Annotated in this window: 11 protein-coding genes; 2 read left to right on the top strand and 9 right to left on the bottom strand. The window is 62.3% G+C overall.

Annotated elements, in window-relative coordinates; all coding sequences use genetic code 11:
• Window positions 1-35: 35 nt before the first annotated feature.
• The 7 genes from J2J99_RS24240 to treZ all read right to left on the bottom strand — a co-directional run bounded on the left by J2J99_RS24240 (window position 36) and on the right by treZ (window position 4,889).
• Window positions 36-197: a hypothetical protein gene (locus tag J2J99_RS24240; RefSeq protein ID WP_168300851.1), complete on the bottom strand. Its 162-nt coding sequence runs from the start codon at window positions 195-197 to the stop codon at window positions 36-38.
• Between the two features lie 75 nt (window positions 198-272).
• Window positions 273-455: a hypothetical protein gene (locus tag J2J99_RS24235; RefSeq protein WP_168300852.1), complete on the bottom strand. Its 183-nt coding sequence runs from the start codon at window positions 453-455 to the stop codon at window positions 273-275.
• 9 nt (window positions 456-464) lie between these two features.
• On the bottom strand, window positions 465-650 hold the full coding sequence (locus J2J99_RS24230; RefSeq protein ID WP_168300853.1) for a hypothetical protein: 186 nt from the start codon (window positions 648-650) through the stop codon (window positions 465-467).
• Between the two features lie 10 nt (window positions 651-660).
• The gene (locus J2J99_RS24225) at window positions 661-876 is read right to left on the bottom strand and encodes a hypothetical protein (protein ID WP_168300854.1); all 216 of its coding nucleotides are present in this window, start codon (window positions 874-876) and stop codon (window positions 661-663) included.
• 83 nt (window positions 877-959) lie between these two features.
• The gene (locus J2J99_RS24220) at window positions 960-1,160 is read right to left on the bottom strand and encodes a hypothetical protein (RefSeq protein ID WP_168300855.1); all 201 of its coding nucleotides are present in this window, start codon (window positions 1,158-1,160) and stop codon (window positions 960-962) included.
• A gap of 11 nt (window positions 1,161-1,171) precedes the next feature.
• Complete coding sequence (malQ, locus tag J2J99_RS24215; protein ID WP_168300856.1) at window positions 1,172-3,094, bottom strand: 4-alpha-glucanotransferase; 1,923 nt, start codon at window positions 3,092-3,094, stop codon at window positions 1,172-1,174.
• A 13-nt stretch (window positions 3,095-3,107) separates the two neighbouring features.
• Complete coding sequence (treZ, locus tag J2J99_RS24210) at window positions 3,108-4,889, bottom strand: malto-oligosyltrehalose trehalohydrolase (protein WP_168300857.1); 1,782 nt, start codon at window positions 4,887-4,889, stop codon at window positions 3,108-3,110.
• 169 nt (window positions 4,890-5,058) lie between these two features.
• Here treZ and J2J99_RS24205 point away from each other — a divergent pair, with 169 nt between their 5' ends.
• Together J2J99_RS24205 and J2J99_RS24200 are read left to right on the top strand one after the other, a co-directional pair.
• Entirely contained in the window at window positions 5,059-5,340 is a 282-nt protein-coding gene (locus tag J2J99_RS24205) for a type II toxin-antitoxin system ParD family antitoxin (RefSeq protein WP_168300858.1), read from the top strand.
• On the top strand, window positions 5,340-5,645 hold the full coding sequence (locus tag J2J99_RS24200) for a type II toxin-antitoxin system RelE/ParE family toxin (RefSeq protein WP_168300859.1): 306 nt from the start codon (window positions 5,340-5,342) through the stop codon (window positions 5,643-5,645). The genes J2J99_RS24205 and J2J99_RS24200 overlap by 1 nt, the downstream gene beginning before the upstream one ends.
• A 76-nt stretch (window positions 5,646-5,721) precedes the next feature.
• Here J2J99_RS24200 and J2J99_RS24195 read toward each other — a convergent pair whose 3' ends face one another.
• The gene (locus tag J2J99_RS24195) at window positions 5,722-7,389 is read right to left on the bottom strand and encodes a response regulator (protein WP_168300860.1); all 1,668 of its coding nucleotides are present in this window, start codon (window positions 7,387-7,389) and stop codon (window positions 5,722-5,724) included.
• A 10-nt stretch (window positions 7,390-7,399) separates the two neighbouring features.
• Window positions 7,400-13,702: a HAMP domain-containing protein gene (locus tag J2J99_RS24190; RefSeq protein WP_168300861.1), complete on the bottom strand. Its 6,303-nt coding sequence runs from the start codon at window positions 13,700-13,702 to the stop codon at window positions 7,400-7,402.
• Window positions 13,703-13,750 lie beyond the last annotated feature (48 nt).

Raw genomic sequence — 13,750 nt, 5'->3', positions numbered from 1 at the left:
AATTGCGAAGCCACTAGGCGCCGTGAGCCGGACACCTAAAGCTCGTCGCTGCGACGTTTTACGGCGTGCTTTACAGCCAGCAAATGTCGGCGCCGCTCGATCATGTAGTCAGCATAACCGACGCAGAGGCAAAGCAATGTCGGGCCGGCGTAGATGAAGATGAGAGCCAGTGCAACAAGGATGAACGCGGTCGTCATGGTCTGTTTTCCGTCATGTTGATCATGTGAAGCGACGCTCGCGCCTTTGGCAAGTTCCGTCGCCAGGTCTGTCCCTCACTTCTCCCTTGCATTGTGGGTGTGGTGGCGATCATGCTCGCCTCCGCCACCGGAGACCTTGCTTCGCGTGCGTCTATCGGCTGCCGGCTTCGGTATTTCGAGCGGCGCCTTGGCGTTTTCTTGGGATGCGCCCGGGCCGCCCTGGCGGATAGTTGACAGGCTCTTCCTCGACGTAGACATCGATGCCTCCTACCTGTCCTGCTGGTAACCCTGATGGGTGGTGTTGACTTTGGTGTTTCCTTGCTGCCCCTTCTTTTCAGGGTTTTCGCTGCCGCTTGTCATTGCGGCGTCCTGTGCGTCAGGCCGCATCGCCTTGCCTGCGGCTCCCTTGTTGCTGACATTCTCGGCTGGAACGGGGGGTAATCTGCTGCTCATCACCTTGTCCTCATTGGGGATTTCGATTGGAGCTGTGATCGGAATATTGTTCGGTCTGAACCGCTTTGCCGTCGAGGCCGCGCGCCTTGGAATGCTGCGTCTTGTCGCGGTTCGAAAGGACCATGTTATCGGGAAGCTGTTCCTGGTCGAGATTGGTCATCGCGCCGCTGCCGTCGCCCTTTCCCTTCGAGCCAGCGCCAATATGCTTCCGATCGGCATGTGCCATGATCTTCTCCTTCGGTTTATCGAGTCAAACATTCCAGGCCTGCAGAGGTTCCGGGCTTGAAACTCAAATCGCCTGATCGCATCCTAGGACTCGCCCAAGTGCCGGTGCAGCTCGTCCTTGCGAATGAAATTGTCAGTGCTGCCCGGCTCGTGATCAGGATGCGATACCTTCACATCGAGCTCGTCTGGAAGCGACATTGCCTGCTTGGCGTTCATGATGCCCAGCGGCACCTGTCCTTCCTCGGTCTCCACGGCGACTTCGACAAGCGGTTTTGTGGCTTTCATCTCGGCGATCCTTATCCCTGTCTATTCAAAATTCGCCTGCGTCCCGATCGTTCCCTCGCCGCGCGAATGCGCGGTCTTTCTTCCCCCATTGTCGCCGCGACGCGATCCAGCAAGGAGATCGACGCCAAGCCCTCGAGCGAAACCGACAGCTTCGGTTTCCAGTTCGGATAGCTTTTGCTCGTTCCCGGGATATTGGTGGGTCGCGTCTCGTCGATCAGGTCGGCAAGCCGGACGGCGACGAGAAGCGACGGGGTCCGGGCGATGAAGCGATAGGCGCTGACGGTGAGTCCCCTCAGGCTCTCACGGCTTGCCTTTGCGCTGAGACGGGCCGGCACGTCGATGCCGGCAGCGCGGAGCGCCGCCTTCAGATTTCGCCGCTCATGCTGACGATGCCGGAGATGTTTTTCCGTGAGATCGGGCGGCACGATCCTGTGGTCGCTGCGATCCCGGACGTCGGCGCTGCGCCACCAGCCGGCAAGTGTCTGATGGTCGTGCGTCGAAATGCAGGTCAAGGCGAAAACGGGGTAGGCATCCGGCGGCTTGAAGCCTTTCTCGTCCTGTTCATAGGAGAGAATGCGGTACGAAAGGATCTGCGCGGCCGCCAGATCGTCCGGTAAATCCGGCGGGATCATTCCCAGCGCTTCCCCTATGACGAGGCATCGATGCTCGGCGGACGATTCTGCAAGGATTTGCAGGAGCCGATACTGGGGGTAGTGGACATAGGCTCCGTCATCCGGCCTGCTGCCGAGCGGCACCAGAAAGAGGCGTCGGAGCGCCGGGGCGTGATCGATACGGATCGCACCGGCATATTGCATGGCAGCGTTCACCATGCGCCGATAAGGCGAGCTGTCTCCTGCAGCGATCGCGGAAGGCAGATAGCCTGCAAGATGCCAGTCCTGTCCCTCCACCGCGAACGGATCGGGCGGGCTGCCGATGGTCGCCTTCGAGATGTAAACATTCGGCTCGCTCCATGTCGCCGATCCGTCGACCGCCTCGCCTACGGCAAGATCGAGATAGAGGCCGATCCGCATTCCGGCTTTCAGCGCCCGCTCGGCCGCCTGTACCATCTGCCGGTGGGCGACCCATTGCAGCCACATATGGAACCGCACATCGTCTTCGTGATCGCGCTCGAATTCTGCGACGGCTGCGCTGTCGGCACGCTGAAAATCTGCGGGCCATGTCTGCCAGCCGGCGCCTGCCCCACGTTCCACCATGGAAAGCGACAGACATTCAAAGAGCGCATGCCGCCGCAAGCTGTTGCCGCCTCGCGCGATGAACGCATCGAAATCTACGGGATCATAGGTGTCGTCGGCGGCACCTGCATGCAGCCAGGTGCGCCAGAGATCACGCAGAGCTCCCAGCTTGGCCCTCGCAACTCCGGCATAATCGACGAGGTCGCTCTGGCGAAGTGCCTCCAATTGCCGTTCGAGTTCGGCACTACGGACAAAACCCGGCACTCTGTCGACCGCAATATAGAGGGGATTGAGATGCTGCCGGCTCGAGGGCTCATAGGGGCTGCAGCGATCGGGATCAGCAAGAAATGGTGCGTGAAGCGGATTGAGGCCGACAAAATCAGCCCCTAGCTTCCCCGCCAGCTCAACCACATCGCACAGGTCCTCGAAATCTCCGATGCCCCAATTGCGCGCCGAACGCAGTTCGTAGAGCTGTAGGTTAATCCCCCAGATTCCTGTCTTGAAAAGGAAGTCCGGCAGAAATGACTTGGGGATCGTCTTATTCGCCCGCTCCGGTTCCTGCCCCCGTTGCGGTTGCTGCATGGCGGGATCGATCGGTGCCGACAGTTCAACTCCCAGAGCCGAGAGTATCTTGCGTTTGGTGTCGGCGGAAATCGCCACCTCGCGGTCGTCGTAGGGACTGGGCCTGGTCAGGCTGATCCCGTATTGGCGGGCGAGTTTGTCGAGCTCGGCAGACTTCATCGTCCGATCGCCTTCATGCCAGGCCCTCGTCTTTCGAGATGCGCCAGATCACCGTCCAGGGGGCCAGTTGGCCTCCATCGCCGCTGCCGAGGCAGAAGATCGTTTCGCCTTGGTCGCACCGCTTAGGAGGCCGCACCGCCTCGCTGCCGAGATTGGCGTCCAAATGAAGGCGCCGATCGCCGGCCAGGGTCCAATCCACCGCAAATGTCGCACCATCCGAGCGATGGGCCGCGTTTCCCCCGCCGGCGCCCTTCAACAAGGGTACGATTCGCTGATGCCGAAGGTCGAGAAGCCTCCTGTAGAATTCGAGCCTTTCCGATGAGGCGCATTTCGACCAGTCGAGCTTGGCGGCCGCGAAAGTCGACGGCGCCGTCGGGTCGAGAAGCTCGTCGGCATCGAAGCCCGGCAGGCGCGACAGCTCCTCGCGCCTGCCTTTCCGGACTTTGTCGTTCAGATCCTCGTCGAAATCGCAGAAAAACGGAAAGGGTTCCCCGGCGGCCCATTCCTCGCCCATGAACAGCATCGGGACCTCGGGCGCCAGCAAGTAAATTGATATGACGGCCTTGACGGCATCAGCCGGGCTCGCGGCCATGATGCGGTCGCCGAGCGCCCGGTTGCCGATTTGGTCATGGTTCTGGATGAACGATACGAAGGCGGTCGGCGGCAGATGGCCGCTCGGCCTGCCCCGGCTCCCGCCGCGATATGGCATATGCTCGCCCTGGAATACGAAGCCTTCCGCCAGCGCACGGCCGAGCTTATCGCCATCACCGGCGTAGTCGGCATAATAGCCGAAGGTTTCGCCGGTCGCAGCGATATGCAGCACATGGTGCAGGTCGTCGTTCCATTGCGCCGTGAACAGCCGCACCGCGCCGCTGCCATCGCGCTGCAGCAGTTCGCTGTCGTTTTCCTCGTTCTCGACGAGCAGGTGAACATGCCGGTCGCCGGCCGCAGCCCTGATGCGGCGGGCAAGTGCATGCAGAAGATGTTCCTTGCTGTCGTCCTTGATGGCATGGACGGCATCGAAGCGAAGACCGTCGAGCCGGAACTCGGTGATCCAATAGAGGGCGTTCTCGATGACGAATTCGCGGATCATCTCCGACCCCTCGCCATCGTAATTGATGCCGTGGCCCCAGGGTGTCTTATGATGATCGGTAAAGAGCGGCGCATAGGACGGGATATAGTTCCCGTCCGGGCCGAAGTGATTGTAGACCAGATCGAGGAAGACCGAGATGCCGCGCTCGTGTGCAGCATCCACCAACGCCATTAGATCTTCCGGCCGGCCGTAGCTGCTGTCGGGGGCATAGGGCAGCACGCCGTCATAGCCCCAATTGTAGCGGCCCGGAAAGTCACTGACCGGCATGATCTGCAACGCCGTCACGCCCAGTTCATGCAGATGGTCGAGCCGATCGATCGCAGCCCTGAAAGTTCCTTGCGCTGTGAAGCAGCCGACATGCAGTTCGTAGATGACCATCTCTTCCCAAGGCCGACCGGTCCATTCGCTAGAATTCCAGCGATAGGATGAAAGGTCGACCACTTCGCTCGGACCATGCACATCCTGCGGTTGGAAGCGCGAGGCCGGATCGGGAACTTCCAGACCATCGGGCAGCACGAAACGGTAGCGCGTGCCGGCGCCGGCATCCGCGACCATGCAGCGATGCCAGCCATCTTCAGTCGCCTGCATCGGACGGGGAGCCGCGTCTTCGATGCGCACTGCCACACGCTCATGCAGAGGAGCCCAGAGGCGGAACAGAATGCCGTCTTCGCTGAAAGCGGGACCGAACATCATTTTGGTCAAGAGAGCGCCTTTGATGAATGGACGGGATCTGGGTAACTTTTACGGGAGCAAAAAGTTTCGCCTGCAAGCCATGGGAAGCTGCGGTTGCCAGCAGCGGCTGTCCGCTGAGGGGAGTAGGATTCCATCCCATAATGTGTTATTGAGGTGCAAAGAGATAGGAGTGCAATCGATGCGTTCGACGCAGCAGATGAGCATTACATTACCCCTGGAAATGGCGAAGCTGGTCAAGCAACGCGTGTCCAACGGTGATTACGCCTCAGAAAGTGAAGTTATCCGCGAGGGTCTGAGAGCTCTGCAAGAACGCGAAAATGCTGTCGAGCATTGGCTTCGAACAGAAGTTGCGACAACCTATGACGCATATAAGGCTGATCCCACCAAAGCTAAACCCCTCGACGAGGTCTGGAAGCGGCTTGAAGAGCGCATGGACGAGATCGATCGGGAAGCAGATTAATGAAGCGCCATCATATCCGCCTCACCGACGAGGCGGAGTTGGATTTGGCGCGTATCTATGCTTTCGTTCGTAAGAAATCTGCGTCAGCCGTCGTCGCCCGCGAATATGTGGCCCGCATCAGGACCTTCGTGGGTGGGTTCGAGACGTATCCTGAACGGGGCAGCCTCCGTGAGCATATTCGCCCAGGCTTGCGCGTAATCGGCTTTGAGCGTCGGGTGAGCGTGGCATTCGTTGTCGAGCCCACCGAAGTTGTTATCATCCGTATCCTCTATGCCGGCCAGCGGTTTGCAAGCGTAGAAAGTTAGAGCAGCGTTCCTAAACTCATCACAATCGCACGCTGCCCGCCTGTCAAAGTGAACCGCCTGCCACTCGATTCGTCGATCACGCCGCAGCGACCTTATCCCGGAGCGCTTCTTCCATAGCCGTCTGAAGCTGCTCTTGCGTGAACGGCTTCGTCATCCTGATCATCCCGAGCCCCTGGTCCTCGGCAAGCTCGACATAGCCGGAAGCGAGGATCACGGGCAGGCTGGGGAAGGCTGCACGAAGGTGACGTGCGAGCTCGGCGCCGGTCATGCCCGGCATGGCGTGATCGGTGATAACAAGATCGCACTCCTGTCCGCCGGCGAAGAATTCCAGGGCCTGGGAAGCGGAGGCCACTTCCCGCGGCAGGTGTCCGAGATCCTCGAGCATCGCCACGGTTCCGGTCCTGACGAGCGCATCGTCGTCGACGACAAGAATGGCAAGCGATCGCGACACCGGCTTCACGGGTTCCGCCGGCGGTGCGACGGCCGGCTGTGCCGTGGTGAAGCTCTCGGCGACGGGCAGCCAGAGGGAGACGGTGGTGCCCTTGCCTCTCGCGCTCGAAATCTGGATCGAACCGCCCGATTGTGCTGCCAGGCCGTGCACCATCGACAGGCCGAGACCGGTGCCCTTGCCGATCCCCTTGGTCGTGAAAAATGGCTCGGCGGCGCGCAGGACCGTCGCCTCGTCCATCCCCTCGCCATCGTCCGAGACCGATATCTTGATGTAATTCCCGCCCGCAAGGCCGGTCGGCCGTGCCTCTTCCACCGCCGCGGCGACCGTCACCGTGCCGCCGCTTTCGAGCGCATCCCGTGCATTGACGAAGAGGTTGAGCAGCGCCAGCTCGAGCTGGTTGCTGTCCACCAGCAGCGGCGCCAGATCCGCCGGGATGCACTTTCGGATCTCGACGCGCGGCCCCACAGCCTTGGCGAGCAGGTCCTCGACATTTTCAAACAGCCTGAGGAAGTCGACTGCCTGCGGCTTCAGCTCCTGTCGGCGCGCGAAGGCGAGCAGGCGCTGGGTGAGCGCCGTGCCACGCTCAGCCGCCTGGATGGCATTCGTCACCAGGCGTTCGCTACGCTCATCCGCCGGCAGACGTTTCTTCAGCAGGCTGAGACTGCCGAGCACCGCCATGAGAAGATTGTTGAAGTCGTGCGCCACGCCGCCTGTGAGGTGACCGATCGTGTCGAGCTTCTGCGCTTCGAAGAGCTGCGCCAGCGCCTCCTCCCGCTCGCGCGTCCGCTGGTCGATCCGGTGCTCGAGCTCTTCATTCAGCTGACGCAACTGCGCCGCCGATGTTTCGAGCTCGGCGGTGCGCTGGTGCACCCTCGCCTCCAGCTCGGCATTCAGGCGTTCGAGTTCCCGCGTTTTCCTGTACAGATCGGCAAACACCCGGACCTTGGCCCTCAGCACCTCGGGCACGATCGGGACGGAGACGTAGTCGACGGCGCCGACCGCGTAGCCGCGCAGCCGGTCCGGTTCGGCCAGCATCACGGCCGAGACGAAGATGATCGGCGTGTTCTGATAGCGCGGGTGCTGACGGATCATTCCGACGAGTTCGAATCCGTCCTGCTCGGGCATGCAGACGTCGACGAGGATCACGGCGATCTCGGTGCGCAACAGGTGCTCGAATGCTTCCCGCGCCGACTGCGCCTTGATCAGATTTTCCTCGAGCTCTTCGAGAATGACCTCATAGCTCAGAAGCTTTGCAGGCTGGTCGTCGACGAGGAGGATATTGACGGGGCTCATGACCGGATCCTCAGCGGTGCAGCCACATGCGCAGAGCCGACAGCAGTTGCTCTGTGTTGACGGGCTTCGCCAGGTAATCCGAGGCGCCCGCCTCCAGGCATTTCTCGCGGTCGCCCTTCATGGCCTTGGCGGTTAGCGCCAGGATCGGCAGCCGCCGGAAGCGGAGCTCCGAGCGGATGACCTGCATCGTCTCGTAGCCATCCATGCCGGGCATCATGATGTCCATCAGCACGATGGCAACCGAGGGTTCGTTGTTGATGACGTCGATGGCTTCGCTGCCGGTCGTCGCTGTCAAAACCCGCATGCCGCGGCGCTCCAGCACGCTGCTGAGTGCGAAGATGTTGCGGGCGTCGTCGTCGACGAGCAGTACGGTCTCGCCGACGAGATCCTCGTCCGAACTGTGCAGTTCCTGCAACGTAGCCTGCTTTGCCGCCGGCAGATCGGCGACGACCCGGTGCAGGAAGAGTGCGGTCTCATCGAGAAGCCGCTCGGGCGACTCCACACCCTTGACGACGACGCTGCGAGCCATGCTGTGGAGCGTCGCGTCCTCTTCCGCAGAGAGCTCCCTGCCGGTGAAGACGACCACCGGCACCTCGCCGATTTCGAGGTCGTCGCGTATCTGCTCCAGCACTTCGAAACCCGACATATCGGGAAGAGAGAGATCGAGCACCACACAATCAGGGGTATTGCGTCGCAATGCGGCAAGGGCTTCGGATCCGGAGCCGACGCTGGTGATGTCGATGTCGTCATGTCCGAGAAGCGCAGTGACGCTCAACCGCTCCGCCTCGTCGTCCTCCACGAGCAGCAACTGCTTGCGACGCGGCTCGGCATAGGCCTTCAGGCGCGACAGCGCCTTGCCGAGGCCTTCCGGCGTCGTCGGCTTGCTCATGAAGGCGAAAGCGCCGCGCGTAAGTCCATGCTGTCGATCCTCGTCCAGACTGATGATCTGCACCGGAATATGCCGCGTCTGTGGGTTCTGCTTGAGCTGGCTCAGCACCGTCCAGCCGAGCATATCGGGCAGGAAAATATCGAGCGAGATCGCCGACGGCTTGTATTCCTGCGCGAGCGTCAGCGCATCGCTGCCGCGCATCGCCACCAGCACCTTGAACCCGTTGTCGCGGGCGAGATCGACCAGCACACGGGCGTAATGCGCATCGTCCTCGACGACGAGCAGCACGGAGTCGCCGGCCTCTAGCCGGTTACGGTCGTCCGCCACATGTTCGGCGGGCTTCTCGGCGCGGCGGCTTGCCGCCGCCTCGGCGAATTCCACGACATTCGCCGGCGCCGGAACCGGCCTGGGTGCAACCGCACCGGCACCGACGTAGGTCAGCGGCAGGTAAAGAACGAAGGTGCTGCCGACGCCGGGCGTGCTCCGCAGCTGGATCTCGCCGCCGAGCAGGTTTGCCAGTTCGCGGCTGATCGCCAATCCGAGGCCGGTGCCGCCGTATTTGCGGCTCGTCGAGGCATCCGCCTGCTGGAACGCCTCGAAGATGATGCGTTGTTTTTCCGGCGGAATACCGATGCCGGTATCGACGACCTCAAAGGCGATCACCGACGGCGCGTGCCGAAGCGAAGGGTGATCCGACGACCAGCCGCCTGTTGCCGATGCAACGCGCAGTGTCACGCCGCCCTGCGCCGTGAACTTGAAGGCGTTCGACAACAGGTTCTTGAGGATCTGCTGGAGCCGCTTGGAGTCGGTAATGATGCTCTTCGCAACGTCTGCGCCGACCTCGACCGCAAAAGACAGGTTCCGTGTTTCCGCTTCGTGCCGGAACGGCCGCGCCATCACTTCGAGCAGGTTGCTGACGAAGATCTCCTCGGCATCGACCGAGACCGTTCCGGACTCGATTTTGGAGAGATCGAGGATGTCGCTGATGAGGTTGAGCAGATCGGTGCCGGCGCCGTGGATGGTCTTGGCGAATTCGACCTGTTTGCCCGACAGATTGCCGTCCGGATTTTCTCCGAGCTGTTGACCGAGGATGAGGATCGAATTCAAAGGCGTGCGCAGCTCGTGCGACATGTTGGCGAGGAACTCGGATTTGTATTTCGAGGTCAGCGCCAGTTCGGCCGCCTTTTCTTCCAGCGCGCGCCGCGCCTGTTCGATCTCCTGGTTTTTCGCCTCGACTTCGACGTTGCGTTCCTCGAGCTGCTGCGCCTTCTGCCCGAGTTGTTCGTTGGTCTGCTGCAGTTCGCGCTGCTGCGTCTGCAGCTCGGCGGCGAGCTGCTGGGACTGCTTGAGCAGGCCTTCGGTCTGCATGGTTGCTTCGATCGAGTTAAGAACGATGCCGATCGATGTCGTCAGTTGGTCGAGGAAGGAGAGCTGCAGCTCGGTGAATTCACCGGCGGAGGCGAGCTCGATCACCGCTTTCACCTGGCCCTCGAAATGCACCGGCAGCACGATCGCACTTCTCGGCAGGGTCGTGAACACGCCGGAGCTGATCGGAACGACATTCTCGGGCAGATCGGTCACGAGGATGCGGCGGGCATCGCTGGCGCACTGGCCGACGAGGCCCTGGCCAAAGTCGAGCCGGGGCGGATGCGCCGCCTCGCCCCCTTGCGCATAGACCGACAGCAGCGAGAGGAACGGTTGGTTCTCGTCGGCATCCACCTGGTAGATGACGCCCTGATGGGCGCCGACCAGCGGCGCCAGCTCCGACAGCAGCATCTTGCCGACCAGCGTCAGGTCGCGCTGCCCCTGCAACATGTTGGTGAAGCGCGCGAGGTTCGTCTTCAGCCAATCCTGCTCGGTGTTGCGCTCGGTCGTGAGCCGCAGGTTGTCGATCATCGTATTGATGTTGTCCTTGAGCTCGGCCACTTCACCGCGCGCATCGACCTTGATCGAACGCGTCAGGTCGCCCTTGGTGACGGCGGTCGCCACCTCGGCGATGGCGCGCACCTGCGTCGTCAGGTTGGCGGCGAGCAGGTTGACGTTGCCGGTCAGATCCTTCCAGGTGCCGGCGGTACCCGGCACGTTCGCCTGGCCGCCGAGGCGGCCCTCCACGCCTACCTCGCGCGCCACCGTGGTCACCTGGTCGGCGAAGGTGGCAAGCGTATTGGTCATGTTGTTGATGGTTTCGGCGAGTGCGGCGACTTCGCCCTTGGAGGCGACGGTGAGGTTCTGCTTGAGGTCTCCGTTCGCCACCGCGGTCACGACCTTGACGATGCCGCGCACCTGCTCGGTCAGGTTGGCGGCCATGACGTTGACGGTGTCCGTCAGGTCCTTCCAGGTGCCTGCGACACCTGGCACCTGCGCCTGGCCGCCGAGCTTGCCTTCCGTGCCGACCTCGCGGGCCACACGCGTCACTTCGCCGGCGAAGGCGTTCAGCTGGTCCACCATGGTATTGATGGTGTTCTTCAGCTCGAGGATTTCGCCCTTCACGTCGACGGTGATCTTCCGCGAGAGGTCGCCGCGCGCCACGGCGGTCGTCACTTCGGCAATGTTGCGCACCTGGGTCGTCAGGTTTGCGGCGAGCAAGTTGACGTTGTCGGTCAGGTCCTTCCAGGTGCCGGCAACGCCGGGAACGACGGCCTGGCCGCCGAGCCGGCCATCGGTGCCGACTTCGCGGGCGACACGCGTCACTTCGCCGGCAAAGGAGCGAAGCTGATCGACCATGGTGTTCAGCGTGTCCTTCAGCAGCAGGATTTCGCCGCGCACGTCGACGGTGATCTTGCGCGACAGGTCGCCATTGGCGATCGCCGTCGCCACCTCGGCAATATTACGCACCTGTGCCGTCAGGTTGCCGGCCATCGAGTTGACGCTGTCGGTCAAATCCTTCCAGGTGCCGGCTACCCCGGAGACCTGCGCCTGACCGCCGAGCTTGCCTTCCGTGCCGACCTCGCGGGCCACACGCGTTACTTCGCCGGCGAAGGCGTTCAGCTGGTCCACCATGGTATTGATGGTGTTCTTCAGCTCGAGGATTTCGCCCTTCACGTCGACGGTGATCTTCCGCGAGAGGTCGCCGCGCGCCACGGCGGTCGTAACCTCAGCGATGTTTCGAACCTGGCCGGTGAGGTTGGAGGCCATGGAGTTGACGTTTTCGGTGAGGTCCTTCCAGGTGCCGGCGACACCTGGCACCTGCGCCTGGCCGCCGAGCTTGCCTTCGGTGCCGACTTCGCGGGCGACGCGCGTCACTTCCGAAGCGAAGCGGTTCAGCTGATCCACCATGGTGTTCAGCGTTTCCTTGAGCTCGAGGATTTCGCCCGAGACCGACACGGTGATCTTCTTTGACAGGTCGCCATTGGCAATCGCGGTCGAGACTTCGGCGATATTGCGCACCTGTGCCGTCAGGTTGCCGGCCATCGAGTTGACGCTGTCGGTCAGATCCTTCCAGGTGCCCGCGACGCCGAGCACATTCGCCTGGCCGCCGAGCCGGCCTTCGGTGCCGACCTCGCGCGCCACGCGCGTCACCTCGCCGGCAAAGCCGTTCAGCTGATCGACCATTGTGTTGATGGTTTCCTTCAGCTCCAGGATTTCGCCCGATACCGGAACGGTGATCTTTTTCGACAGGTCGCCCTGGGCGACCGCGGTCGCGACTTCGGCAATGTTACGCACTTGGCCGGTCAAGTTGGAGGCCATGGAATTGACGCTGTCGGTCAGATCCTTCCAGGTGCCGGCCACACCGCGCACGTTCGCCTGGCCGCCGAGCCGTCCTTCCGTGCCGACCTCGCGCGCCACACGCGTCACTTCGCCGGCAAAACCGTTCAACTGGTCGACCATCGTGTTGATGGTTTCCTTCAGCTCGAGAATTTCGCCCGAAACCGGGACCGTGATCTTCTTCGACAGGTCGCCATTGGCGATCGCGGTGGAAACCTCGGCGATGTTGCGCACCTGTGCCGTCAGGTTGCCCGCCATCGAGTTGACGTTTTCGGTCAGGTCCTTCCAGGTGCCGGCGACGCCGCGCACATTGGCCTGGCCGCCGAGCCGGCCTTCCGTGCCCACTTCGCGGGCGACGCGTGTCACTTCCGAGGCAAAGGCGTTCAACTGGTCGACCATCGTGTTGATGGTTTCCTTCAGCTCGAGGATTTCGCCCGACACCGAAACAGTGATCTTCTTCGACAGGTCACCATTGGCGATCGCAGTGGAAACCTCGGCGATGTTGCGCACCTGTGCCGTCAGGTTCGAGGCCATGGAATTGACGTTGTCGGTCAGGTCCTTCCAGGTGCCGGCGACACCCGGCACCTGCGCCTGACCGCCGAGCCGGCCCTCGGTGCCGACCTCGCGCGCCACGCGCGTCACCTCACCGGCGAAGCCGTTGAGCTGATCCACCATGGTGTTGATGGTTTCCTTGAGCTCGAGGATTTCGCCCGAGACGTCGACGGTGATCTTGCGCGACAGGTCACCGCGCGCCACGGCCGTCGTCACCTGAGCGATGTTGCGCACCTGGGCCGTCAGATTACCGCACATGGCATTGACGCTGTCGGTCAGATCCTTCCAGGTGCCGGCCACACCCGGCACCAGCGCCTGGCCGCCCAGCTTGCCTTCCGTGCCAACCTCGCGGGCGACACGCGTCACTTCCGAAGCGAAGGAGCGCAGCTGGTCGACCATGGTGTTGATCGCTTCCTTCAGCTGCAGGATTTCGCCGCGCACGTCGACGGTGATCTTCTTCGAAAGATCACCGTTGGCCACGGCGATCGTCACTTCGGCGATGTTGCGCACCTGCGCCGTCAGGTTCGAGGCCATCGAATTCACGCTTTCGGTCAGGTCCTTCCACACGCCGGTAACCTCGGGCACCTGCGCCTGGCCGCCGAGCTTGCCGTCGGTGCCGACCTCGCGGGCGACACGGGTCACCTCCGAGGTGAAGACGCTCAGCTGCTTGATCATCGTGTTGACGATATCGGCCGAGCGCAGGAACTCACCCTTGAGCGGCCGACCGTCGACATCGAGCGGCACGGTCTGCAGCAGGTCACCCTTGGCGACCGCCGTGATCGTGCGCGTCACCGCCGTCGTCGGCCACAGCAGATCGTCGATCAAATCGTTGATCGACCCCTCCATCTCGGACCAGCACCCGTCGGAAAGGCCGAAGCGCACCCGCGTGCTCGTTCGCCCGTCACGGCCGACGACCTGGCCGACATGTTCAAGCTGCTGGGCCATGCGCTGATTGGCGGCAATAATGTCGTTGAGGGCGTCGGCGACCTTGCCGGTAACACCGGTCAGGTCGGAGCGCATCCGTACGGAAAAATCACCGCGTCTGACTGCGACCAGCACTTCGAGAAGGGCGCTGGCATCGTCGAACGCCATGCTTTTGTGGTCATGCCCGTTGAGGCTCTCGGCCGCAGCGTTGTCGCGCGAAAATTCACCGGTTTGCGTGCTCACGAAATCCCCCTGTTCGACAGAGGGTAATTAGTGCTCGACTGGAAAAAG

Origin of the sequence: Rhizobium binae, assembly GCF_017357225.1 — a bacterium.
Taxonomy (GTDB): domain Bacteria; phylum Pseudomonadota; class Alphaproteobacteria; order Rhizobiales; family Rhizobiaceae; genus Rhizobium; species Rhizobium binae.
This window is presented reverse-complemented; position numbering and strand designations above follow the sequence as displayed.